This window comes from Pandoraea sputorum (genome assembly GCF_000814845.2).
Taxonomy (GTDB): domain Bacteria; phylum Pseudomonadota; class Gammaproteobacteria; order Burkholderiales; family Burkholderiaceae; genus Pandoraea; species Pandoraea sputorum.
The window spans coordinates 1,334,979-1,357,375 of sequence record NZ_CP010431.2; the positions used below are offsets into that span (position 1 = coordinate 1,334,979).

The window sequence follows — 22,397 nt, forward strand, 5'->3', positions numbered from 1 at the left end:
ATCAGCCGTGGCTTGATGGAGCTCCGGAGTGCCGGGTGCGCTGTAGTCGCTCCCGGGCATTCGACGACTCATCGAATTCCTGCGGAGACGAACCATGCCGACGACTGACGTTCTTTCCGCGCTGCAACCCGAGACATCGGCAAGCGACGCCCTTGTCTTTGCGCCTGTGCAGCGCGATCTCATTTCGATTAATACCGACCTTCAATCGATTATCGTGCCGGTGGTTCTGGCATACGGCGGCGTCGGCTTTCGCGATGTTCAGCAGCCCGATGCAAAGCTCCTCGTAACCATTGCGCCGAATGTGCTTTTCGAAATTGGCGACGTCTTCAGGGTGTTCTGGGGCACGGACCAGTTCGCAGCGGCCGTGCACACGATGGCGCAGGAAGACAGGAACCTGCCCATCACGCTCGAGATCGACGTGACCTTGATTCAACGTATCGGCGACGGCCTGATTCCGGTTTGGTTCACGCTGACGTCTGCTTTCACTGGCGATGTGCAGCGTTCCCCGGACGCGCTGGTGCGCGTGAAGATGACGCTGCCGGGCGGTCGCGATCCGAACCCGGTCGATACGCCTTATACCAACGAGAACCTCGCCGCGCCGACCATTCCGCCGGGCATCATCGGCGTACCGGAAGCTGAAGTCGGCGTGCCTGTCACTGTGCCCCCCTGGGTGAACATGGCCGTAGGCGATCGGCTGCGCATTCGCTGGGGCATCGAGTCGGTGCGCCACCCGCCGCTCACGCAAGCGGAAGTCGGCAAACCGGTCACGGTCGTCATTGACAAGAACACGATCCTTGCTGGCGGGGATAGCGAGAATCTGATGGTCACGTACGACATCGACGACGTGGTGAGCGAGTGGTCGTATAACTCACCGGCGTCGTTTGTCAATGTCGAAGCGAGCGGCGCGACACTGGCCGTGCCGTACATCCTTCAGGCGCCCAGCGGCGATCTCGACTATGCCGCGCTCAGTGGCCGGGATGCGGATGTCGTCGTGGTTTATCTGAGTCCGCCGATGGCCATCGGCGACACAGTGCTCGTGGTCTTCGAAGGACTCTCCGGCGACGGCGTTACGGTTCGTCATGAAATGACGGCGCGCGTGACCGCAGCGGGTGCGCTCATCACGACCAAGCTGCCCAATGCCGTTGTGCGCACCGTAACGCCGGGCACCGCGTCGGTCTACTACTTCGTACGTAACGGAACGACGGAGAAGGGGCGTTCGCGGCGGCTGTCCTTGCGCGTACTCGGTGAGCGGGGCGGGTTGGCAGCGCCGCGCGTTCGCGAGGCAACAGCCAACCGGCAACTCGATCCCATCAACACGCCCAACGGCGCCAACGTGGAGATCGACCCCTACGCGGGAATGAGCGAAGGGGATCTCGTGTCATTGCGTTGGGAAGGCACCCGTGCGAACGGCACGCCGATGGTCTACACGTCGTGCAAGACGCTGACGGCGGCCGATCTTCAGCGGCGGGTGGACTTCCTGGTGCCGCCGCTCTATGTCGATACGCTGTTGGGCGGCACGGTGAACGTGTTCTACACGGTGACGCCGAGTTCGGGCGACAGACTCACGCGCGTGTCGGATGTCCTCGCGCTCAACGTGGTCGGCGCGAATCTGCTGCGACGCCCCGAAGTGGCGGGTGTAACCAATGGACAACTGACGCCGCCGGCGAATCCGTCTCAAGGCGTCGAGTTGAGCGTGCTGCCCTACACGTTAATGAGCGCAGGCGACGTGATCGAGTGGTTCTGGGACGGTCCGACCGCCGCGGGTACCACGCGCGGGCGCGTCGTCGTCACCGACCCCAGCCGGGCCGTCACGGTGACCGTTCCCCGTTCGGTCGTCGATGCGAATTCGGCCGGGCTCGCTTCGGTCGACGCGCATTACCGCGTGACGCGCGCCGGTCAGGCCACGCCGCAGGAGTCGAGCATCAATCGTTTTACCGTACTGGCTGCACCGCAGCCGGGCTTGCCCCCGCCGCTGGTCGACGAAGCGCCGATGGGCGTACTGGACCCCGAAGCGCTCACGGGCAGCTTCGTCACGGTACGCGTCAAACCGTATCCCGGCATGCGCAACGGCGACCGCGTGACTGTGCGATGGGGGGAGGGCACCGGTGGCGGCGAGCAGATTCGCACGATCGATATCACCACGAACATCGAGAACCTGGATATCACGATGCGCGTGGACAGGAGCCGGGTGGACTTCTTCCAGGACAGCTCGGTCATCGTGAACTACACCGTCAATCGCCTTGACGGTACCCGCCAGGATTCGGAGGACTTCACGGTTGTCGTGCGCACCGAGCGCCGGTGGCCGGCGCCGCGCGTTGTGGATGCGGTCGGCGACTTTCTCGATCCTGCACTGGCCGCCCTTGGCGCGGAAACCATCGTACTGCGCTACGCAGATATGATGCGCGGCGATCGCCTCATCATGCATTGGGGCAATCCGGGTGACGTCGGCTTCTACACCGATAGCATCACGGTGAGCACCGTACGCGATTATCACTTCCTGCTCAATGCCGCCACGGTCGCGCCATGGATCAATCGCACCGTACCGGTCTGGTACGAAGTTCAGCGCGGCGGGGTGGTGCGATTCCGTTCCGAGGTGCTCCAGTTGCGCATCGGCATGAACGAGCAGCCCGCACTGCCTGCACCCTCGGTGCCGGAAGCCGACGGCACCGTGCTCGATCCCTCGAAGCTCACCACAAGTGCGACCGCCACGATTCCGGCTTACCCCGGCATGGCCAGCGGCGACTTCATCGTCATGACGTGGGGCGGCGGGCCGGGCAGCGGTGGGTTGGAGTGGGAGATCGACGTGTCGGCTGCCATGGTCGGGCGGCCCATCACGCGGCCGATCCCGATTGCCAACATCACACCGTTCGAAGGGCGAGACGTCACGCTGCAATACAGCGTCGACGGCGTCCGGCCGCCCCGCCGCGTGTCCGATCCGCTGACGCTGACGGTGCGTCGTCAGTCGCTTCAGATCGGTGCACCGCGCGTGCCGTCCGTGCAGAACGGCGTGCTGGACCCGCGCGAGGTGCTTCAGGGCGCGCAGGTGCTGGTCGACTTCAGCAACGTCATGCGCCAGGGCGACACCATCCGCCTGCATTGGGAAAACTCGATTGCAGCGGGCAGCGACGAGCGGTCTGCGACGGTCGGCAGCACGCAGAATCCGATTTCATTCACCATCGGCGCCGACAAGGTTCAGGCGGGCACGGGGGGCAATGTCTCCGTCTGGTACGAAGTGGTGCGTCTGAATGCGGTCATCGCGACGAGCGCGCGTCTGGAGTTTGTCGTCCGTCGTTCGGCGCTGCCCTTGCCCGTCATCGTGCAGGCCATCGGGCAGGTCCTGGATCCTACCGCCGTGCCAGCCACGGGCGCCACCGTGCGGCTCGCGGCGACAGGGATATTCCGGGCCAACGATCGGATCGAATTGCGGGTGGTCGGGGCGGCCGGGGCGGGTTCCGGGACGTTCTCTCACGTGGTGCTGGCGTCACAGGAAGGTTCGCATATCGACATTGTCGTGCCGAAGAGCGTGATCGACGCGAACAATGGCGGCGCGCCCATGACACTGAGCTATTCGGTGACGCGTCAGGGCAGCACTCTCGTCGAGAATTCCGGACCAAACGTGTACGACGTGAGGCGTGAGCTGGGCGTCGGCGATCTGCGCGTGGTCGGCGCACGTAACAACGGTACGTCCTACCGGTCGTCGTCAATGCCGCAGTACCTGCGCGCCCTCGATCGCACGACGCGCAACGACATGTTGGCCGAATGGCGGTATTCGGATGAGCAAGCCTGGACCTCCGCCGTTTCGTTCAAGGACACGCGCCCGTGGATGCCGCTGCGGGTGCGCTCAAGCACAAATCAGGTCACGATCAATCCGGTGAATCTCTTCGGTAACGGCTCCGACAGCGTGACCGCGAGCGGTGTGGCGGCGCTGAGCGCGATCTTCGCTCGCAGGAACATCGATGCCTGGGGAGCCGACGCGCACGGCGGCGTGGTGCGGCCGACGACCTATCTCACGCTGGACGACATCGTGGAGGTGTCGGCAACACGCAGTGCGTTCGCCATCCGTCGCGCGGGTGGACAGATCGCTGCTTGGGGCAATAGCGCCGAAGGCGGGGCGAGCACCCTCTTCGCGAGTGTCAACGATGCGGTGCGTATTCACGGCAACAGCCGGGCATTCGTCGTCGTGCGCGGGCAGGGTTACTTGAGCGCATGGGGCACCGCCGCAGCGGGCGCAACGCTCTCGACGGCCGCAAGCAATCTGAGAGACGTCAGATCGGTGGCTGTCGCAGGCAACGCGTTCTGTGCCCTGACCAGCCGCCGCACGGTCGTTGCCTGGGGCGAGCAAGCCAACGGCGGCAACCCCAGTCTGGCGATTACCGGTCTGAACGACATCATCGACGTACGCGGAAATTTCACGGCGTTCTGCGCCTTGCGCGCGAACGGCTCGGTCGTGGCATGGGGCGCGGGCGTCAACGATGGCAGGCAGATCGCCGGTCGGTTCGACATTGTGGAACTGGCCAGCGCCACGGCGCGCGCCTTTGCGGTGCGCACCCGAGCGGGCGGAGTACTCGCGTTCGGCCTGGGCGCATACGGCGGCACGCCTGACACCAGTGTGACCAATCTGACCAATGTCGAAGAGGTGACGGCGACGTGGGGCGCGTTCGCTGCCCGGCTCAGCAACGGTGCTGTCGTTTGCTGGGGCGACGTCAACCGTGGCGCGAATGTGCCGGAAGCGATCGCGCGCCGCCGCGACATCGTGCACGTCGCCAGTACGGCGGGTGCCTTCGCCGCGCTCACGCGTAGCGGCACCGTGGTCGCCTGGGGGAATACGTCGCAAGGCGGTAACGCCGCGCCGGTCGCGGGTCAGTTGACGGACATCGTGGCGCTCTATTCCAGCACAGAAGCTTTCTGTGCGGTCAGAGCGACGGGCGGCGTCGTGACCTGGGGCGTGGCGAACGGCGGTGCAACCATTCCGGCTGCGATCCGCGCGAATCTCGATACGAACTTCTTCTATCAGGCGACTGCTGGGGGATTGTCATTGGCGACCCCGCAAGGAAAGGCCGCGATGGCGGCAACCGTATGACCTACGCTGCGCCGGCGCGGTCCATGCGGATCGTGTGGACTCGCCGCCGCTCAGAGAAAACGCTTCGGGAGATCGATCATGGACGATGGCAAGAGCAGTGTTGACCCGGCAGGCGCTGGCGCAGGCGGTGCGCCGCTGCCCCCGCCGATGTGCAACGACGCAGTGAACGGCACGCTTGCGCTAGGTGAACTGGGCATGCGCGGCGCCTGCTTTTCGGTCGCCGCGTACCCCGGCATGCGCGAAGGCGATTACGTGTCGCTGCGTTTCGATGGTGGCGCTTCTGGGGCGGGCGCCATCGACTTCGATGTGACTTCGAATTGGGTCGGAAAGGACCTCGAGATGTGGGTGCCGTGGCCCAGACTCAAGACATTGGCGGCCCGTAACGTGACCGTGGACTATGTGTTGCAGCGTGTCGGTAGCGGCGTCGGCGAAGCTTCTACGGCGGTCTCGTTGAACGTCGAAGCGTTCCCGGTTGGTGGGGCCGGGCGTCGACGCCGAAGTACCGATGAAGACGCCGAACCGCGCGTGCGCGGCGAAAAGAAGGACTTCCGAAATCGCACGCGTTGGCAGAGCTAAGTCTGATCGCGTCATTCGCTGACATTCGAAAATGGCAGGAGGGAATCATGGCGGAAGGCACTCTGGTCGCTGCGGCGGCAACCCTTGCGGCGCCGGTTAGCAACGAAGCAAAGAACGGGGCGGTCAATCCGCCGGACTTGTCGGCGCGCGGTGCGACCTTCACGGTCAAGAGCTATCCGACGATGGCCGACGGCGACTACGTCCAGTTGTTCTTCACGGTCGATGGCGTGCGCACGCAGGTCGGTGAGTACGACGTCTCGGACACCAAGGTCGGTACGGACCTCGTGATTACGGTGCCCAAGGCGACCATGACCGCAGCGCTGAACAAGACGATCGGCGTCGATTATGTGGTGTCGCCGTTCGAAGGGGACGATCTGACGTCTGCGTCGTTGCCGCTGTTCATCGGGGTTCGGGCGGTGACCAAGCTTATCGCGCCGGTGGTGGTGGAGGCGACGGGAGATCAGCTGGACGTCGAATTTCTCGACTACGGTATCTCTGTGCGAATTCCGATCTACGCGGGCATGGCGATCAATGACGAGATCCGTCTGCTGATAGGCACGCCGGGCGAATCGACGTTTTACACCGACAAGATCAAAGTACGCGCGGTGCGAGCGGTGACATTCTCGGTGCCGCCAAACGCCATCGTGCCGTTCAAGAACCGGAAGATGCCGGTGGCCTACGAGGTGATGCGCACGGGTGTCGTCACGCCGATCCCCTCGGAGGTGCTGGGTGTGAAGGTCGGCGAGGTGGAGGATCCGAACCTGCTGGCCGTGCCGGTGATCAGCGAAGCGACCGGCAGCGTTCTGAACCCGGATCTGGCGCCCACGGGGGTGACGGCGCTCATCGGCCCGTACGCGGGCATTGCCGATGGCGACTACGTGCACGTGGTGTGGGCCGGTGGTCCGCCAGCAGGCGCGGAGTGGTATCTGGACATCTCGGAAAAGTACCTGAACGCGCCGTATCCGCTGCGCATTCCGGTGAACAAGATCACACCGTTCATCGGGCAAAAAGTCACGCTGTCGTACTCGAAGGAAATGCCGGACGGGTCGTGGCAACCGTCAAAAGCGCTGGTGCTGGACGTCAAACGCGAGTCGGCTGCGGTGGCCGCGCCGGTGGTGCCGTCGTCGGCGAACGGGCAACTGGATATTCGCGACGTGGACCCGGCGACAGGCGTAGTCGTGACGGTGCCAGCCAACGCGGGCATACGTCAGGGTGATGTGATTACGCTGTACTGGGACAGCGAGGTCGACGAGGGCGATTACACGAGCAATCCGTATATCGTCAAAGCGACGGACGTGGGGCAGGACATCCGCTTTACGGTGCCCTACTCGCGGGTGAGGGCCGGTGGCGAGAAGATGGCGGATGTGAGTTACGACATCACGCGCGGTGCGGCGGTGGTCTTTACCGGGGAAGTGACGGAGTTGGTGGTTCGCAATGCGGTGACTCCGGCGGCGGAAATCGTCCAGGCGATAAACGACCGTCTGAATCCGGACGACTGTCCGAACGGGGTGCATGTGCGCATTCCGGCCACGGCGAAGTTGCGACTGAACGACGAGGTGACGGTGACGCTGCGAGGTGCGCCGGGCGGGGGCACGATGACGCAGACGGCCAAGGTGACGCAGACGCAAGCCGGGGGTGAGTTGATCGTAGTGCTGCCCAAGAGTGTGGCGCAAGCCAATATCGGACGAACCATCTCACTGGAGTACTCGCTCAAGCGCGCGAATGGCGGAGCGCAAGAGGTGGCGCCGCCTGCGCGCTTCGATGTCGTGGCGGTACCGGGCAAGGGGCAGTTGCTGGTAATGGGGGCGCGCAACTTGTTCGGCGATCCTCTCGCGTCCCGTACGGCGCAATTCATGAGCAGCTTCGTGCGTGCCACGCGTCAGCCGGTGAAGGCGCTGTGGAAATACGACGATGAGAGCGAGGTGACACTCGCCACGACCTTCCGGGACCGGCGTCCGTGGATGACGCTTCAGGTCAGCACGCAGGACGATGTTGTGACGTTGAACCCGGTCAACATTTTCAGGATCGGCATTGGGGGTAACGCCCAGGGTCAAATGATGGCCTTGACCAACCGCGGAAGTGTTGTGAGCTGGGGCGCTAACGCGCCCGCCGTCACGGGGGCGATGCCATCGACGCTGTACACGCTTGACGACGTGATCGATGTCGCTTCGACGAACTATGCCTTTGCGCTGCGTCGGCTTAACGGTCGCATCGCGGTATGGGGCCATGCGTCCTACGGCGGTGTGCTTCCGGCGGATTTCTCGGTGACGGATGCCAGACGGATCGTGGGCACCCAATTCGCCTTTGCCCTTGTGCGCAACAACGGTCAATTGGCGGCATGGGGACATCCGAGCTACGGCGGACAACTCAGTGCAGAGGCCAAGGCGGTCACCGACGGGCGCATGGTCTATTCCACCACCGCCGGCGCGTTCGCGTGTGTGCGGGCAGGCGGGAATGTGACCTGCTGGGGGCACGCTTCGTACGGCGCCAATCCGGGGAAGGACATTCTCAACTTCACCGACATTCTCGGCGTGCGCGGCACCTGGTACGCCTTCGTGGCCTATCGCCGTAACGGCACCGTCGTGGCGTGGGGCGACCATTCGCACGGCGGACTCGTGCCGCCCAATATTGCGTCGCGTTTCGATATCGTCGTGCCCGGAGCGGCGTCGGCGCACGCGTTTACCGCCATCACGGCGAACAAGGAGGTTGTGGCGTGGGGGCATGCCGATTACGGCGGCAAGGTGCCGGATGATATTGCAAGCTTTACCGATATTGAGGAGACGACCGCGACGCAGGCCGCAGTTTGCGCGCGTCGCAGCAATGGCTCGGTAGTGGCTTGGGGGCACACATCATACGGGGCAGTCGTACCCGCCGACATTGCACGTCGCAACGACATCGTGCAGGTGGCAGCCACGAATTCTGCGTTCGCTGCTTTGTGTCAGGACGGTACGGTCGTGGCTTGGGGGAATCAGAACGATGGCGGAAATACGGCACCGGTCGCAGGACAGTTGAGAAACGTTGTCGCGGTGTACGCAGGCCCCCAGTGTTTCGTGGCTGTGTTGGAACACGGCGGCATCGTGACCTGGGGCCTGGCCGCTGCGGGCGGTAACAGCGCCGCTGTTCAACAGTTTCTCGGCACGAACCTCACGTATCTCGCCACGGCAGCCTCGCGTGGCCGGATCGTCGTGGCGTCCTGATCGACAAGGAGCGTCATCATCGATGAGCGCAACACCGACAGCGTGTCCCTGCGTGTGGGCGGCGGGCACGCAGGCGTAGTCTCGACCGGGCGCGACGCGAGGCACTTCCCCGGCCATCATTTTTGAGTGGAGCACGATCATGGATCGCGACGACGTATCGGTATTGGCAGCCGCTGCGGCAGTCCTTGAAGCGCCGAGAGTTACCGAAGCTAACGGTAACAAGCTCGACCCTGCGACGGACCCGGCAACAGTGGAAATTCCCGTGTACACGGGCAAGGCGCTGGACGACCTCGTCACCGTGAATTGGCGAGGCCGCTCGGCAGCCGCAAGCTTTTCAGATGCGCTACGGGTGAGCGCGTCTGCCGTGACGCGAGTGCAGCGTTTTTCCGTGCCGGGCACCGTCATCCTTGCGGGCGAGGGAGGGACGGTCAGCGCGACCTATACCGTGACACGCCGCAACGGGGTGACCGACACGTCCCGCACGCTCACCCTGCAGATCGGTGAGCCTGCGCCGGAGCCGGGACTCGTCGATCCGCCAGTCATCGACGGCGTTGTGGGCGGCGTGTTGAATCTGGAGAGCGTCCCTGCACAAGGTGCATCGGCGACGATCCGGCCCTATGCGGGAATGGCGCGCTTCGATGTCGTTTTCATCAACGTCGATAACGCCAGGTGGGAAGACGCGAAACGCATCGAGCTGCCCACCGACGTCAACCAGCCGGTGCGTTTCACCATTCCTCGCGAGGTGCTGGCCAGCATCTCGGGACGCGAAGTGGTGGTGAAAACGCAGGTCATGCTGGCGAACGGCACGCTCATTCACTCGAACGATTCGCGGATACGGGTGCTGGAACCTGTTGGTGCGCTGCCCGCCGTCGAAGTGCCGCAAGCCCAGTCTCAGGCGATCGATCCTGTCACGCTCAATACCCCTACGGTGCAAGTGCGGGTCAGGCCTTATCCGGGCATTGCAACCGGCGATGTGGTGGAGCTTACCTGGACCAACGCCAGCGGCGCACCGGCCCCGTTCGTGGCCCGCAGTACGGTGGGGGCGACACCTCAGGATGACATTGTCTTCGAAGTCCCGCGCATTCACGTCGACCAGAACGTCGATCGGTCGGCGTCGATTGCATACGCCGTAGTGCGCGGCACCGCGATGCCCGTGCGCTCGGCGGCCTATCTGTTGTATGTGGGCGCGCCCTTCGATGCGCCCGCGACGATCGATCTGGCCGTACATGGGTATGTCATCGGCGAGAGGCCGCCGCTTGCGCCCCCCGATTTCGCCATGCTCACACGCGAGGCGAGATTCGGCACGGCACCCTACACGTATCGCTCGGATGACACCACTGTGGCGCAGATCGATGCCAACGGGCGCGTGACGGCAACCGGCAACGGTACGACGAGGATTACCGCGACGGACCGCCTCGGCCAATCGCGCAGTTTCACCCTGACGGTGCGCGGCGCACGACGGATGTTTTTCGTCAGCGGTAATGCGACCCAATCGGGCGCACGCACCGCATGTACCGCTGCGGGGCTGGTGTTGCCGAGCGTGGACGAAGTTCAGGCGTTCTGGCGAACTTATTTCCCCAGCAGCGGGCCGGTGGGTCGTCATATGGGGTGGCTCAGTTACCACTTTTGGACGAGTACACCGTTGGACGCGGCGACCGCAGTGACGTACGACCTGAGCGGCGGGTCCGAGGAGAGAAATGTGGGCGGCCGCCGCCTGACGGATCGACTCCAGGTGGTGGGCATCACACCCCCGTGACGTCCCGCATTGCCCACGCGACACGCAATCGTGCCCTTAAGACGCTTGCCTGACATCGCTTCGATTCCTGTCTGAAATTCCCGATGGGTTGGACCGCCCGGTGGTGCGGCCATGCCCCCGGCGCGCGTTCGCGCGCGCCGGGTGGACCGGTTCACGCGCAGAATTCATACCGAATTCGCGCCGTTGCCACACAGGGCTTTCGTATGGAGGTTCCTCATGACGCGCTTATTCCGATGGCTGACGAGGGTCGGTTATGTGCTGACGTTATGGCTTGTCGCGGGCGCGGCTCATGCGCTTGCGCCCGACGATACCGGCACACTCAGCGACACCGTCGCAATCGATGCCGCCGAGGCGGCACAAATGAGCGGTGCCGACACCGCCCGGCTCATCAACATGCGATACGCGAAAACGGTGCCCCGATGCTTTGTGGCGAGTTCGACCTACGAGTGCTCCGGGGTGCTACTGCGCGTGCCACCGCCGAACGGGGTGGGCAGTACGTTCTGGCGTCAGAGTCCTGCGGAGACGGCGGCGGGGTACGCCGAAATTACGTACGTGCGTCGGGACACACCGGCGGCGCGCCCGCCCGGCTCGGTGGGTTTCGTGCTGGCGGACCGGCCGAGCGCGGCAGGCAACGAAAAGCCATATTCGCTCATGTGCGGATGCCCGCCGTACGGCCAGACATTGCCCACGTGCGCGGCGTGTGCGCGCAGCCCGAACGCCGTGGGCGTGAGTTTGTGGAACGTCAACACACCGGCTGCGCTCGACGTGGAGGCGATTTACTACGACGTCAGCGCGGGCGGCCAGCTCATGCAGGCGCTGCGGTATCAGAACGATTACTTCGCCGCGACCGGGCAATGGGTGCCGATTCTGCGTGCGTCGCTCACTGGCGGCGATGGCACCGCATTCGGCTTCGATGAGCGGGACCAATTGATGTGGGGCTTTACTGTCGTGAGGGATCTGGAAGCGCGGTATGCCGACACCCGCATGGTGTGTCCGGGCAACACACCGGGCTATCAGTGCTCCGGCGTGTTGATTCGTGTGACGGGATCAGGTCCCACATTCAGGTCATGGAATCCGAGTCCGGCGGCCGTCAGAGACGGTGCTGTGTCCTGGTCGTACGTACGCCGAGATATGAACATGACGGCTACGGCGGGCACCGGGCCGGGGCTCCTGTTGCATGAACTGCAATATCCGTCGGCATACATGCCGCAATGGCGATGCGCTTACGCGGTGAACGGGAGCACTTCGGGCACGCCGGGGCGGTGCACGCGTCCGGGCGCTCTGCCTGCGACCGCCGCCGGATTCCAGGCGTTTGTGACTGCCCGGCAATCTATTCGCGGCCCGCACAACGAAATCATTCTTCCCGCATGGCCGCAAAACATTCCTGACGATCTCCCTTTGCAGGGCATCTTCTATACGGTCGACACCTCTCGCAGCGGCGCTCAGTCCATTCAGCAGGATTACATGGGGACGACCGGGCACTTCATGCCGGTCCTCTCCGTACGTCTAACGATGGCGCCGGGCGCGATTTTCCGATTCGTTCCCGCAGAACAAACGGGGGCGACGAGCACGACGGCTATCGGAAATTGAGTTCTCACAGGACTTTCGTAGGGAGGTTCGTCATGGCGCACATATTCCAGTGGTTGACGAGGGTCGGTTACGTGCTGACGTTATGGCTTTTCGTGGGCGCGGCTCATGCGCTGGCGCCCGACGATACCGGCACACTCAGCGACACCGTCGCAATCGATGCCGCCGAGGCGGCACAAATGAGCGGTGCCGACACCGCCCGACTCATCAACATGCGATACGCGAAAACGGTGCCCCGATGCTTTGTGGCGAGTTCGACCTACGAGTGCTCCGGGGTGCTACTGCGCGTGCCACCGCCGAACGGGGTGGGCACTACGTTTTGGCGTCAGAGTCCTGCTGAGACGGCGGCGGGGTACGCCGAAATCACGTACGTGCGTCGGGACACACCGGCGGCGCGCCCGCCCGGCTCGGTGGGTTTCGTGCTGGCGGACCGGCCGAGCGCGGCAGGCAACGAAAAGCCATATTCGCTCATGTGCGGATGCCCGCCGTACGGCCAGACATTGCCCACGTGCGCGGCGTGTGCGCGCAGCCCGAACGCCGTGGGCGTGAGTTTGTGGAACGTCAACACACCGGCTGCGCTGGACGTGGAGGCGATTTACTACGACGTCAGCGCGGGCGGCCAGCTCATGCAGGCGCTGCGGTATCAGAACGATTACTTCGCCGCGACCGGGCAATGGGTGCCGATTCTGCGTGCGTCGCTCACTGGCGGCGACGGTACCGCGTTCGGCTTCGATGAGCGGGACCAACTGATGTGGGGCTTTACGGTCGTGAGGGATCTGGAAGCGCGGTATGCCGACACCCGCATGGTGTGTCCGGGTAACACGCCCGGCTATCAGTGCTCCGGCGTGTTGTTCCGCGTGACGGGATACAGTCCCGGGTCCCGGGCATGGAATCCGAGTGCGCAAGGCGCCAGAGACGGTGCGCTGTCCTGGTCGTACGCACGCCGGGACATGAACATGACGAACGCGCTGTACACCGATGCGGGGATGTTGCTGCACGAACTGCGATATCCGTCGACATACACCCCGCAATGGCGATGCGCCTACACGTACGATGCCGGGACTGCGGGCACGCCGGGGCGGTGCTCGAGACCGGGGGCCATGCCTGCGAGCGTCGCAGGGTTTCAGGCGTTCGTTAATTCCCGGCAATCGGCTCGCGGCGCGCACAACGAGATCATTCTTGCTGCGTGGCCGCTGGACATTCCCAACGATCTGCCCTTGCAGGCCTTCTTCTATCAGTTCGACGCAACGCGCAGAAACGCGCAGTCCATTCAGCAGGACTACATGGGGAGAACCGGACACTTCATGCCGGTCGTTGCCATGCGCCTGCCGATGGTGCCGGGGTCGATATTCCGATACGTACCGGCAGAACAAACGGGGGCGATGAGCACGACGGCCGTCGGAAACTGAGTCGAAGTGCTGCGATGCAACGAGAACGACGCACCCGGGCCGACATGCCGGGAAATGCCCGTTTCTCGAAAGCTAATCTCCCAAATTTTTCAACGCACGACTGTCAACCTTGACAGTTTTCGCTCATCGGTCCAGTCGATACGCTGAGCTCTCCTATCATTTTTTATTGGAGAGATACGATGCGAGTGGATGTTGTCACAGGTGCCCAGATGATGCCAGCGATGCGCGCAGAACTGGCGCGCTTCAGGCACCGGGTGTTTGTGGAGCGGCTCGGTTGGCGCGTGCCGGATCAGCGGGCTGGGGATGCCGCGTCGCGTGGCGAAGAGGCCGACGAATACGATCACGAGGAAACCGTGTACATAACGTTGCGCGGTCCGGGCGAGGACATCGTCGGCTGTGCCCGTCTGTTGCCCGCGACCCGCCGTTTCCTGTTGAAGGACCATTTCCACTATCTCGTCGACGACCTGCCCGCAGCTCTGTCGATCGGACGTCCTGCAAGCAACGGACGAGGCGCAAATCGGGTCACCAGCGCCAGCAATGTGCTCAGCGAACCGTTTCCGCCCGACGACACGGCTTGCCCCTCGGTGTGGGAGTTGTCGCGTTTCGCATTGTCGCTACCGGTTGCGCAGTCGCACAGTGCGATTCAGGGGGCGCGCGAACTGTTACGTGCCGCGATGTTCGCAGCCCTGGCGCTAGGGGCGAGACGCCTTATCGGCGTGACCTATGTCAGTCTGGCGCGGTTGTTCGTGCAATTGGGGGTGCCAACGCATCGGCTGGGGGAATGCCATCGCATCGACGGTCGGTGGGTGGCGGCCTATCGCATCGATGTCGATGCGATCACGCTCGCGGCGCTCGGCCTGACATGCGCGACAACACCTGCCGCCGATGCGACGCTGCCGGTGCAAAGCCCGGCGTCGATACCCGATCCGCGTCAACGCCACATGACAAGCCGTATGGCACTTTGAACCTTGTTGCGGCATCCCGTTTTGTCGAGACAGTTGCGGATGTGAAAATTGACCGTTCGTGCGGAAATACCGAGGATTTGGCCGATCTCGTCGGCCGTCTTTCCCTCTGCGGTCCACAGTAGCACCTCACGTTCGCGCATAGAGAGTGCGTCGATGTCGAAAGGGGGGCGTTTCGGCCGCAGAAGGCGGCTCATTGCCTCGTGCGTATAGTTTGCAATCGCCCCCATCCCCACACGCAACGAAGCGATCTCAGTGGCATCTAGTGGGGGGTGCGTGCGTCCGAAATTCAGCAGCCCGAATTCGCCGTGCGGCCCCCAGCTAGATCGGGCGACGCCATGATTGAGTCCGAATCGCGAAGCGGCTTCCCAGAAAGCGTTCGCCGGAGGTAGCGACGGATCGCGCCAGATCACCAGGCGGTCGCTGTGCTGGCCCACGACCACGGTCGGGTCGACTTCGATGAAATTATGCTTTGCGTAATAGTCCATCCAACCCGGCGGATACGTGTCGAAGATATGCAGCTCCGACTGCGTTGCGCTGTGATGGCTGCGAAAGCCGTAACACGTGTACTCGAAGCCAATCCGTTTGGAGAACGCATCGATGCGCTGAAACAATGTTTGCGCATCGGTAATGCCGTTGCAGTCCTTATCCATTGCTTCGAGCAAATGCATCAAGGCAGACATGATGTCTCCAGGGGGAAGTCGGATGCTTGTGCGTTCAACTGCTCATTTTAAAGACGTCGATTCCGAAAGCGCGCACGACGCCACCATGGAGAATTGCGCCATGTCGGCCCCTGGGTCATGCTGATGCGTCGGAGTTTTTAATAGGGCACTGCAAAAAGATGGTGTCGCTTACGTTGGCAATCGTCTCGCACGCCGTGGCAAATGCAATAAATCGAAAGCACTACGTACCGGTGTCGGATGGCTCTGGTCACATGTATGAACTTGGCTCCGTACACCGATGCGTTGAAGAATATCAACGGGTTAACGGGATTTCAATGACTGCATCGAAAATATAGGAAAACGAGACATCTCGAATTTCTAGATATTTTTTTGTTGTTTTTTCTATTCTAATATTGAAGATTTTGTATGAGGCGGATTCCGTTTTTCGCGCTTTTTTATTGAGGTTTTTGGCTTTTTATTTTTTTGAGAATCATTATCAAGAATTGTAACCGTCACCGATGAGGTGTGCAAATCGAAATTAAAAATTTTCTGACTTCATATGCCGTGTATTAACGGCGATTCGCCTTGATTGCTTCGCGAATGAGATTGATCAACGCTTTCTCGTCGATGGCGGCGCCTTCACGGAAATCGATGGCGCGGCGGGTATTACCTTCGAGGCTGGCGTTGAAGAGACCTGTGGGGTCGGGGAGCGAAGCGCCCTTGGGGAAGGTCAGTTTGACGGTGGCCTTATAGGTTTCGCCGGTGCATAGGATTCCGTCACAGGACCAGACGGGCACGCGCCACTTCCATTGCTCGACGATATCGGGCGCTGCGCGGGTCACGATGGCGCGAAGGCGGGCGAGCATATCGCCGCGCCAGTCTGTGAGCTCAGTGATGCGGGCGTCGATAAGTGCAGAGGCTTCGTCGGGAGAGGGAAAGGCCTTCGTCATGTCGAGCGTCTCCGTGGGAGATAAGGGCGATGTGTGCGATACAGCGCCCGATTCTAACGAAAACAGGAAAACGAAAGGTTTGGGGGGAAGAGAAGGGGGAAGACGGACCGGGGCTCCCTTCTGAACCGAGTTGAGTTTATGTCTGAGGGGCGGAAGGGAGCCCCGGTCCGTCGGGGGGCGGCTGGCTAGCACGACCGGAGTCGAAGCATCGCCAGCGCAAAAAATCAGAACGCTGCCGAGTAAATCGCGAAGGCGTCGGCTTCGGAGACTTCGCGGGGGTTATTGACGAGAAGGCGGGTCTGAAGCATGGCGTCGCTGGCCATACGTGCGATGTCGTCCTGCTTGACGCCCACTTCGCGCAGCGTGCGGGGAATGGCGGTGTCGACGATCATCGACTCGATGTGCCGGATCAAGGCATCGGTCTTGGCTTCATCGCTGCCGGTTGCCTTCACGGGAAGAATCACGTCGGCGAGTTCTGCGTAAAGCTTGCTGGCAGCGGGTGCATTGAAGCGCATGACGTGCGAGAGCACCAGCGCGTTCGACAGGCCGTGGGCGACGTGGAAGATGCCACCGATCGGGTAGGCGAGGGCGTGGACGGCGGCCACCGGCGAGTTGGCGAACGATTGTCCGGCGAACATCGCGCCGACGAGCATGGCTTCGCGCGCTTCACGGTTTGCGCCATCGTTGCAGGCGGGCAGGAGATTGCGCGAGAGCAATTCCAGGGCCTTCACGGCGAGCATGTCCGAGACCGGATTTTTCAGGTGTGCCGACGTATAGGCTTCGATCGCGTGCACCATCGCGTCGATACCCGTGGCGGCAGTGGCTGCGCGCGGCAGGCCGAGTGTGAGTTCCGCGTCGAGAATCGCGAGGTCGGCAAAGAGTTGCGGTGCGACGACACCCATCTTCGTCGTCTCGCCCGTCGTCACGATCGACACGGCCGTGACTTCCGAGCCAGTGCCTGCGGTCGTCGGCATTTGTACCAGCGGCAGGCGCGTGCCCGTCACCTTCTTCACGCCGTACATGTCCTTGAGCGATTGCGTGCCCGGCAGCAGTACCGCGAGCAGCTTGGCCACGTCCATCGACGAGCCACCGCCCAGGCCGAGCACGATTTCGGCGTCTGCCGCGCGCGCACGCTCTGCGGCTTCGAGCACCACGTGCTCGGGCGGATCGGCGATCACGTCGTCGATGACCGACACCTGCCAGTCGTGCTTCGTCAGATCGGCCAGCGCCGGTGCGAGCAGACCGCTCTTATGCAAAAAGCCGTCCGTGACCACGCACAGGCGTTTGGCTGACGCAAACTGCTCGCGCAGCAGCGCACCCAGGCGGCGCGCTGCGCCGAATTCCACGACGACGGTGGGGACCGTCTGGAAACGAAATGCGTTCATGATCGCTTTCCTATTTTCCTAATGAGGCTTGGTGAGACTTGATGGGACTTACGCGACCATCTGGCCGCGATCGATCCGGTGGACGTTATCGAGCACCGCACCGGCGTGTTGCAAGTCCGCGCCCGAGAGAACGACGGCGAGGCCTTCGCCGCGCATCTGGCCGATCACTTCGGCAATGCGCTTCGAGAGCGCCGGGGCCACGCCTTCGAACGGTTCGTCGAGCATCAGCAGGCGCGAACTCGTCATCAGCGCGCGGCCGACGGCCACCAGTTTCTGCTGGCCACCCGACAATTGCAAGGCACGGCGCGGGGCCCACTCGCGGGCTTCCGGAATGATGCGATACACCTTGTCCAGGCGCGCCTGGACATCCTTCGCCTTGAGTGCCCACGCAGGCACGCACAGGTTTTCCTCAACCGTCATATCCGGGATCAGACGGCGGTCTTCCGGCGCATAACCGATGCCCAGTGCAGTGCGTTCGTGCGACGGCGCTTTGACCAGATCGACGCCATCGAACGTCAACGTGCCGCCGTTCGCCTTCACGAGCCCCATGATGGCGCGCAGCGTCGTCGTCTTGCCCGCGCCGTTGCGGCCAATCAGCCCGACGATGGCGCCCTTCGGTACCGAGAACTGCACGCCCCGAAGAATGTCCGTTGCGCCGAAGCGCACATTCAGATTTCCGACTTCAAGCATGGGCTACCTCGCCAGCCATATTTCCCGACGTCGGCGCTGCGGCCACCGTCTCGCCAATGATCAACTCGCGCACCTGCGGGTCGGCCAGCACCACATCCGGTGTGCCGTCCGCCAGAATGCGGCCGTCGCAGAACGCCAGCACGCGGTCGCTGTAGCGGCGCACGATTTCCATGTCGTGCTCCACGAACAGCACCGTAATGCCGAGCGCACGCGCAGCATCCAGCACGCGATTCATCACGTCGAATTTCTCTTCCGCTGCGACGCCCGACGTCGGCTCATCAAGCAGCAGGACTTCCGGTTTGCAGACCATCGCGAGTGCGATGTCGAGCAGCTTGCGCACGCCTTCGGGCAACGTGCCGGAGATCATGTCGGCAAACTCCAGCACGCCCAGACGCGCCAGACTCTCGTTCGCCAGATCCGCCGACAAACCCGAGATCGCCAGCGCAATCTCAATGTTCTCGCGCGCAGTCTGCGAGCCGAACAATTGCGGAATCTGGAACGAACGCGCAATGCCCAGGCGCGTGATCTTGCGCGGTGCGAGGCCCGTGATGCGCTTGCCACGGAACATGATCTCGCCGCGATCCGGCTTGATGTAGCCCGTGAGCATGTTGACGAACGTCGTCTTGCCCGCGCCGTTCGTGCCGATCAGACCGACCACGCTCTGTGCGTCGATGTTGACGGTGATGTCCTTCGCGGGCGTCACGCTCCCGAAGGTCTTGTGCAGGCCCGTAGCCTCAATGATGTGTGTCGATGCCATCTCGTGCCTCTTATGCTGCGTCGGTCGAAGCGCCGACTTTCGCGGTCGCTGTCTGCGTGACGGGATGTGAGGCGGAAGCCTTGCGACGTCCCAGGCCCAGACTCGTGAGACCGCCCGGCAGGAAGGCGATGATGGCGAGCATGATCGCGCCCATCACGATTTGCCACGTATTCGGTGCGTAGCGATACGCCATCGCCCGCGCCACTTCGAGCAACAGCGCGCCGATGAACGGCGAGAAGGCGAAGCGGGTGCCCGAGAGCACGGCGATAAAGACGAATTCGCCTGACGTCGTCCAGAACGCCATGTCCGGATCGATGTGACCGATGTTGAACGCCTGCAACGCACCACCGAGACCGGCGAGCGCGCCTGCGATCACGTACGTCAGATGAATGTTGCGACGCGCGGAAGTGCCCAGATACTCCACGCGGATCTCGTTGTCCTTGATCGCGGGGCCGAGACGTCCCGGCGTGGAGCGCATGTACACAGCCACAGCCATCACGCACACGATGGCGGCGATGAAGCCCACCGCGAACAGGTTCGTGCCCGTGAGTTGCCACGGCTCGGCACTGCTGCCGAGGGTGGGGGCGTTCACGTTGAAGCCGTCGCTGCCGCCGAGTTCGACGTTATTGAGCAGCAGGCCGTAGCAGATCATCGACAACGCCAGCGTGAGCATCGCGAAGAAGATGTCGCGATAGCGCGCCAGCAAAAAGCCGAGCACTAAGGCCAGCACGGCCGACACGATCATCGACACGGCGAGCAGCGCGAACAGTTCTGTGAGGCCGTAGTAGTTCATGCCGAGGCCCACGCAATACGCGCCGACCGCGAAGAACAACGCCTGACCGAACGACGCGAGACCTGTGCGCAGCAGCAGCGCCAGACCCAGTGCGACGATGCCCTTCGACAACGCCACGGAGACCAGAAATTGCCATTGGGGCAGGGCGAGACCTGCTGCGCCGATGACAACGAAACCGACCACCGCGAGCCACGTGCCGGGCGCGCGCAGTTGGGAGCAGATTGCGGAACTCATATCTTGCGAGCCTCCAGCGGAGCGAAGATGCCTTTCGGACGCACAGCCAGCACCAGCGCCATGACGATATAAATGGAGAACAGTTCGCCTTGCGGCCAGTAATGCACGGCACTCGCGCGCACCAGCCCCACGAGCAACGCACCGAATGCTGCGCCGGGTAGCGAACCCAGCCCGCCGATCACGACCACGGCGAACGTAAGCACTACGATCTCCACGCCCATGCCGGGCGCGACCGACACCGTCGGTGCGGTGAGGGCGCCACCGATGGCCGCAAGGACCGCACCGGCCATGAACGTCACCACGAAATAGCGGCTCACGCGAATGCCCATCGCCTGACTGACTTCACGGTCGTGAATCACTGCGCGCAGCAAACGGCCGCTGCGGGTGAACTTCAGGAACGCCGTGAGGCCGATGCCTGCGACGAGCGCCACGCCCACGATCAGGAAGTTGTAGTTCGGGTACGAGAGATCCCCGAGGTCGAAGTTGCCGAGGAAGCTGTACGGCTCCGAGACCGAGTACGGGTCGACGCCCCAGACGAGTTTGATGGCGTCTTCCATGATGAGGAAGAGCGCATATGTGACGAGCAGCAGCACCACGGGGTCTTGCCCGTAGAAGCGCTTCAGAATGCCGCGCTCCATGATGAAGCCGATGGCTCCGCCCGCGACGATGGCCGCCAGCACGAGCAACAGATAGCTCACGTAGAGATTGCCGCCCTGGGCAACCCACGGGCCGATCAACGTCACGCCAGCATACGCGCCCAGCGCGTACAGGCTGCCGTGCGCCATGTTCAAGATTTTGAGCACGCCGTAGACGAGGGTCAGTCCCAGAGCAACCAGGAACAGCCACGCGGCGTACATCACCCCGTCCACCAGGACGGCGTAGATCTGCGACATCTCGCATTCTCCTTGGAACGCAATGCAGTCAGTGGCGCGATGACCACGTCGCGCGCATTGCGGGTACCGCTTTATTGCGAGGGAACGAGAGGACGAGACTTGCCCGTCCTCCCGAACTTGATGCTTAAGTGTTATCTGCCCGGGGGATGGCTTAGTGCTTCAGGCCGCCCTTGATCCAGTCGGCCGACTTCACGCCTTCAGGCGGCGTCACTTCGGCGATCGAGTATTGCTTCACGTCGGTCACAGTGACCTTGCCGTTCACGTTCTTCACGATGCCGAATGCGGTGCCTTGTGCAGCCTGATGGCCTTTACCCAGCGTCAGGCCGATCTTGCCAGCCGGTGCTTCGAAGGCGAGGTGCTCGAACGATGCGATGACCTGCTCCGGCGTGGGCTGCTTCCCGCCGTTCGCGGCTTGTGCCTTCTCGTAAGCCGCCTTGAGCGCAAGGATGCTCTGGTTCATCTTGTACGACGGGTAGCTCGGCGTGTCGTTGAACTTGGCGCTGTAGGCAGTGCGCAGCCAACGGTTCAGTGCGTTGTCCGGCGCGAACATGCCGTACATGCCGCGCGCGCCGATGATCACGCCGTCCGGCAGACGCGTCTTGCCGTGCGTGGCCGTCTCACCGGCGGTGAGCACCGTGAGCGACTTCTTGAACAGGTCGCGCGGACCGGCCTGCACGACGAGACCTTCGAGGTCGCCGCCCCAGAAGCTCGAATGCAGCACGTCCGGGTGGGCGGCGAGCAGGCTCGAAATGCCAGCGTTGTACTGACCTGCGCCCAGTTGCGGCATTTGCGAGCTGACCGACTTGGCGTTCGGCTTGAGCGACTTGAGCGTGCCTTCGAAGTCGGCCCAGGCGTCCTGACCCCAGGCGTAGTTCTGGTTGATGCCAGCGTACGTTTGCAGATCCGGCTTGCGCTCGGCGACGTAGCGGGCAGCGCCCACGTTGTCCATCGTGGCCGTGGCCACCGGGCGGAAGACGTACTTGAAGCTCGCGTCTTCGAACACGCGCGGCGTGCCGCAATCGAAGAACAGCGTGACCTTCTTCATCTCTTCGGCCACCGGTGCGATGGCCAGGCAGTTACCCGACGAGGTGTAGCCGACGACGTAATCGACGCCTTGGTTCAACAGGTTGCGGTACTCGCTGACCTGCTTGCTCGTGCTGCCCGCTTCGTCGATGTAGACGAGTTCGATGGGTGCACCGCCGAAGCCCTTCGTGGCATACGGGGCAGGCACCTTGCCAGCGTTAAGCTCGGCAGCGGTGACTTCGGCGGCGTTCTTGGCCGGCACGCCGAACGGACCGGCGGCAGCACCCGACATGAACGTCACGATGCCGATCTTGATCGGCTTGGCATCTGCGTGCGCCGTGGTGGCAACCGAGGCGATCGCGGCGCCGGCCGCAAGTGCGAGAGCGAGCGGCTTCATGCCGCGCTGGATAACGCGCTTCATACTGGTTTCCTTTGGTGGTGTT

The 22,397-nt window shown here is 63.1% G+C and carries 15 protein-coding genes; 7 read left to right on the plus strand and 8 right to left on the minus strand.

Annotated elements, in window-relative coordinates:
• The first annotated feature begins 94 nt into the window (after positions 1-94).
• The 7 genes from NA29_RS06070 to NA29_RS06100 all read left to right on the plus strand — a co-directional run bounded on the left by NA29_RS06070 (position 95) and on the right by NA29_RS06100 (position 14,570).
• A complete protein-coding gene (locus NA29_RS06070) occupies positions 95-5,080 on the plus strand; it encodes an RCC1 domain-containing protein (protein ID WP_052252563.1) in 4,986 nt (1,661 codons plus the stop codon).
• Positions 5,081-5,158: 78 nt separating this feature from the next.
• Positions 5,159-5,656, plus strand: a complete 498-nt coding sequence (locus tag NA29_RS06075; RefSeq protein ID WP_039396801.1) for a hypothetical protein — start codon at positions 5,159-5,161, stop codon at positions 5,654-5,656.
• A gap of 47 nt (positions 5,657-5,703) precedes the next feature.
• Positions 5,704-8,853, plus strand: a complete 3,150-nt coding sequence (locus tag NA29_RS06080; RefSeq protein ID WP_052252564.1) for an RCC1 domain-containing protein — start codon at positions 5,704-5,706, stop codon at positions 8,851-8,853.
• 139 nt (positions 8,854-8,992) lie between these two features.
• Positions 8,993-10,609: an immunoglobulin-like domain-containing protein gene (locus NA29_RS06085; protein WP_039396804.1), complete on the plus strand. Its 1,617-nt coding sequence runs from the start codon at positions 8,993-8,995 to the stop codon at positions 10,607-10,609.
• Positions 10,610-10,825: 216 nt separating this feature from the next.
• Positions 10,826-12,199, plus strand: coding sequence for a hypothetical protein (locus NA29_RS06090; protein WP_039396806.1), 1,374 nt, complete (start codon positions 10,826-10,828; stop codon positions 12,197-12,199).
• A 32-nt stretch (positions 12,200-12,231) separates the two neighbouring features.
• Positions 12,232-13,605 carry a hypothetical protein gene (locus tag NA29_RS06095; RefSeq protein WP_039396809.1) on the plus strand — a complete coding sequence of 458 codons (1,374 nt, stop codon included), beginning with the start codon at positions 12,232-12,234 and terminating at the stop codon, positions 13,603-13,605.
• 179 nt (positions 13,606-13,784) lie between these two features.
• Positions 13,785-14,570 carry an acyl-homoserine-lactone synthase gene (locus NA29_RS06100; protein WP_174555901.1) on the plus strand — a complete coding sequence of 262 codons (786 nt, stop codon included), beginning with the start codon at positions 13,785-13,787 and terminating at the stop codon, positions 14,568-14,570.
• On the opposite strand, the gene NA29_RS06105 is transcribed toward NA29_RS06100, so the two are convergent.
• From NA29_RS06105 to NA29_RS06140, 8 genes are all read right to left on the minus strand, one after another.
• A complete protein-coding gene (locus NA29_RS06105; protein WP_039402529.1) occupies positions 14,537-15,238 on the minus strand; it encodes an autoinducer binding domain-containing protein in 702 nt (233 codons plus the stop codon). The genes NA29_RS06100 and NA29_RS06105 overlap by 34 nt on opposite strands.
• A gap of 560 nt (positions 15,239-15,798) precedes the next feature.
• Positions 15,799-16,179 (minus strand): DUF1801 domain-containing protein, encoded by a 381-nt coding sequence (locus NA29_RS06110; RefSeq protein WP_039396812.1) that lies wholly within the window; start codon positions 16,177-16,179, stop codon positions 15,799-15,801.
• A 224-nt stretch (positions 16,180-16,403) separates the two neighbouring features.
• Positions 16,404-17,564 carry an iron-containing alcohol dehydrogenase gene (locus NA29_RS06115; RefSeq protein ID WP_039396815.1) on the minus strand — a complete coding sequence of 387 codons (1,161 nt, stop codon included), beginning with the start codon at positions 17,562-17,564 and terminating at the stop codon, positions 16,404-16,406.
• A 48-nt stretch (positions 17,565-17,612) separates the two neighbouring features.
• Complete coding sequence (locus NA29_RS06120; RefSeq protein WP_039396818.1) at positions 17,613-18,254, minus strand: ATP-binding cassette domain-containing protein; 642 nt, start codon at positions 18,252-18,254, stop codon at positions 17,613-17,615.
• Complete coding sequence (locus NA29_RS06125) at positions 18,247-19,011, minus strand: ABC transporter ATP-binding protein (RefSeq protein ID WP_039396821.1); 765 nt, start codon at positions 19,009-19,011, stop codon at positions 18,247-18,249. Before NA29_RS06125 ends, NA29_RS06120 begins: the two co-directional genes overlap by 8 nt.
• 10 nt (positions 19,012-19,021) lie before the next feature.
• A complete protein-coding gene (locus tag NA29_RS06130) occupies positions 19,022-20,038 on the minus strand; it encodes a branched-chain amino acid ABC transporter permease (RefSeq protein WP_084103492.1) in 1,017 nt (338 codons plus the stop codon).
• Positions 20,035-20,931 carry a branched-chain amino acid ABC transporter permease gene (locus NA29_RS06135; RefSeq protein ID WP_039396822.1) on the minus strand — a complete coding sequence of 299 codons (897 nt, stop codon included), beginning with the start codon at positions 20,929-20,931 and terminating at the stop codon, positions 20,035-20,037. Before NA29_RS06135 ends, NA29_RS06130 begins: the two co-directional genes overlap by 4 nt.
• 151 nt (positions 20,932-21,082) lie before the next feature.
• Complete coding sequence (locus tag NA29_RS06140; protein WP_084103494.1) at positions 21,083-22,375, minus strand: ABC transporter substrate-binding protein; 1,293 nt, start codon at positions 22,373-22,375, stop codon at positions 21,083-21,085.
• Positions 22,376-22,397 lie beyond the last annotated feature (22 nt).

What these genes read in the sequence shown, in the direction of transcription:
- NA29_RS06070 (WP_052252563.1), top strand. Translation starts at nt 95, where the DNA reads ATGCCGACGACTGACGTTCTTTCCGCGCTGCAACCCGAGACATCGGCA.
- NA29_RS06075 (WP_039396801.1), top strand. Translation starts at nt 5,159, where the DNA reads ATGGACGATGGCAAGAGCAGTGTTGACCCGGCAGGCGCTGGCGCAGGC.
- NA29_RS06080 (WP_052252564.1), top strand. Translation starts at nt 5,704, where the DNA reads ATGGCGGAAGGCACTCTGGTCGCTGCGGCGGCAACCCTTGCGGCGCCG.
- NA29_RS06085 (WP_039396804.1), top strand. Translation starts at nt 8,993, where the DNA reads ATGGATCGCGACGACGTATCGGTATTGGCAGCCGCTGCGGCAGTCCTT.
- NA29_RS06090 (WP_039396806.1), top strand. Translation starts at nt 10,826, where the DNA reads ATGACGCGCTTATTCCGATGGCTGACGAGGGTCGGTTATGTGCTGACG.
- NA29_RS06095 (WP_039396809.1), top strand. Translation starts at nt 12,232, where the DNA reads ATGGCGCACATATTCCAGTGGTTGACGAGGGTCGGTTACGTGCTGACG.
- NA29_RS06100 (WP_174555901.1), top strand. Translation starts at nt 13,785, where the DNA reads ATGCGAGTGGATGTTGTCACAGGTGCCCAGATGATGCCAGCGATGCGC.
- NA29_RS06105 (WP_039402529.1), bottom strand. Translation starts at nt 15,238, where the DNA reads ATGCATTTGCTCGAAGCAATGGATAAGGACTGCAACGGCATTACCGAT.
- NA29_RS06110 (WP_039396812.1), bottom strand. Translation starts at nt 16,179, where the DNA reads ATGACGAAGGCCTTTCCCTCTCCCGACGAAGCCTCTGCACTTATCGAC.
- NA29_RS06115 (WP_039396815.1), bottom strand. Translation starts at nt 17,564, where the DNA reads ATGAACGCATTTCGTTTCCAGACGGTCCCCACCGTCGTCGTGGAATTC.
- NA29_RS06120 (WP_039396818.1), bottom strand. Translation starts at nt 18,254, where the DNA reads ATGCTTGAAGTCGGAAATCTGAATGTGCGCTTCGGCGCAACGGACATT.
- NA29_RS06125 (WP_039396821.1), bottom strand. Translation starts at nt 19,011, where the DNA reads ATGGCATCGACACACATCATTGAGGCTACGGGCCTGCACAAGACCTTC.
- NA29_RS06130 (WP_084103492.1), bottom strand. Translation starts at nt 20,038, where the DNA reads ATGAGTTCCGCAATCTGCTCCCAACTGCGCGCGCCCGGCACGTGGCTC.
- NA29_RS06135 (WP_039396822.1), bottom strand. Translation starts at nt 20,931, where the DNA reads ATGTCGCAGATCTACGCCGTCCTGGTGGACGGGGTGATGTACGCCGCG.
- NA29_RS06140 (WP_084103494.1), bottom strand. Translation starts at nt 22,375, where the DNA reads ATGAAGCGCGTTATCCAGCGCGGCATGAAGCCGCTCGCTCTCGCACTT.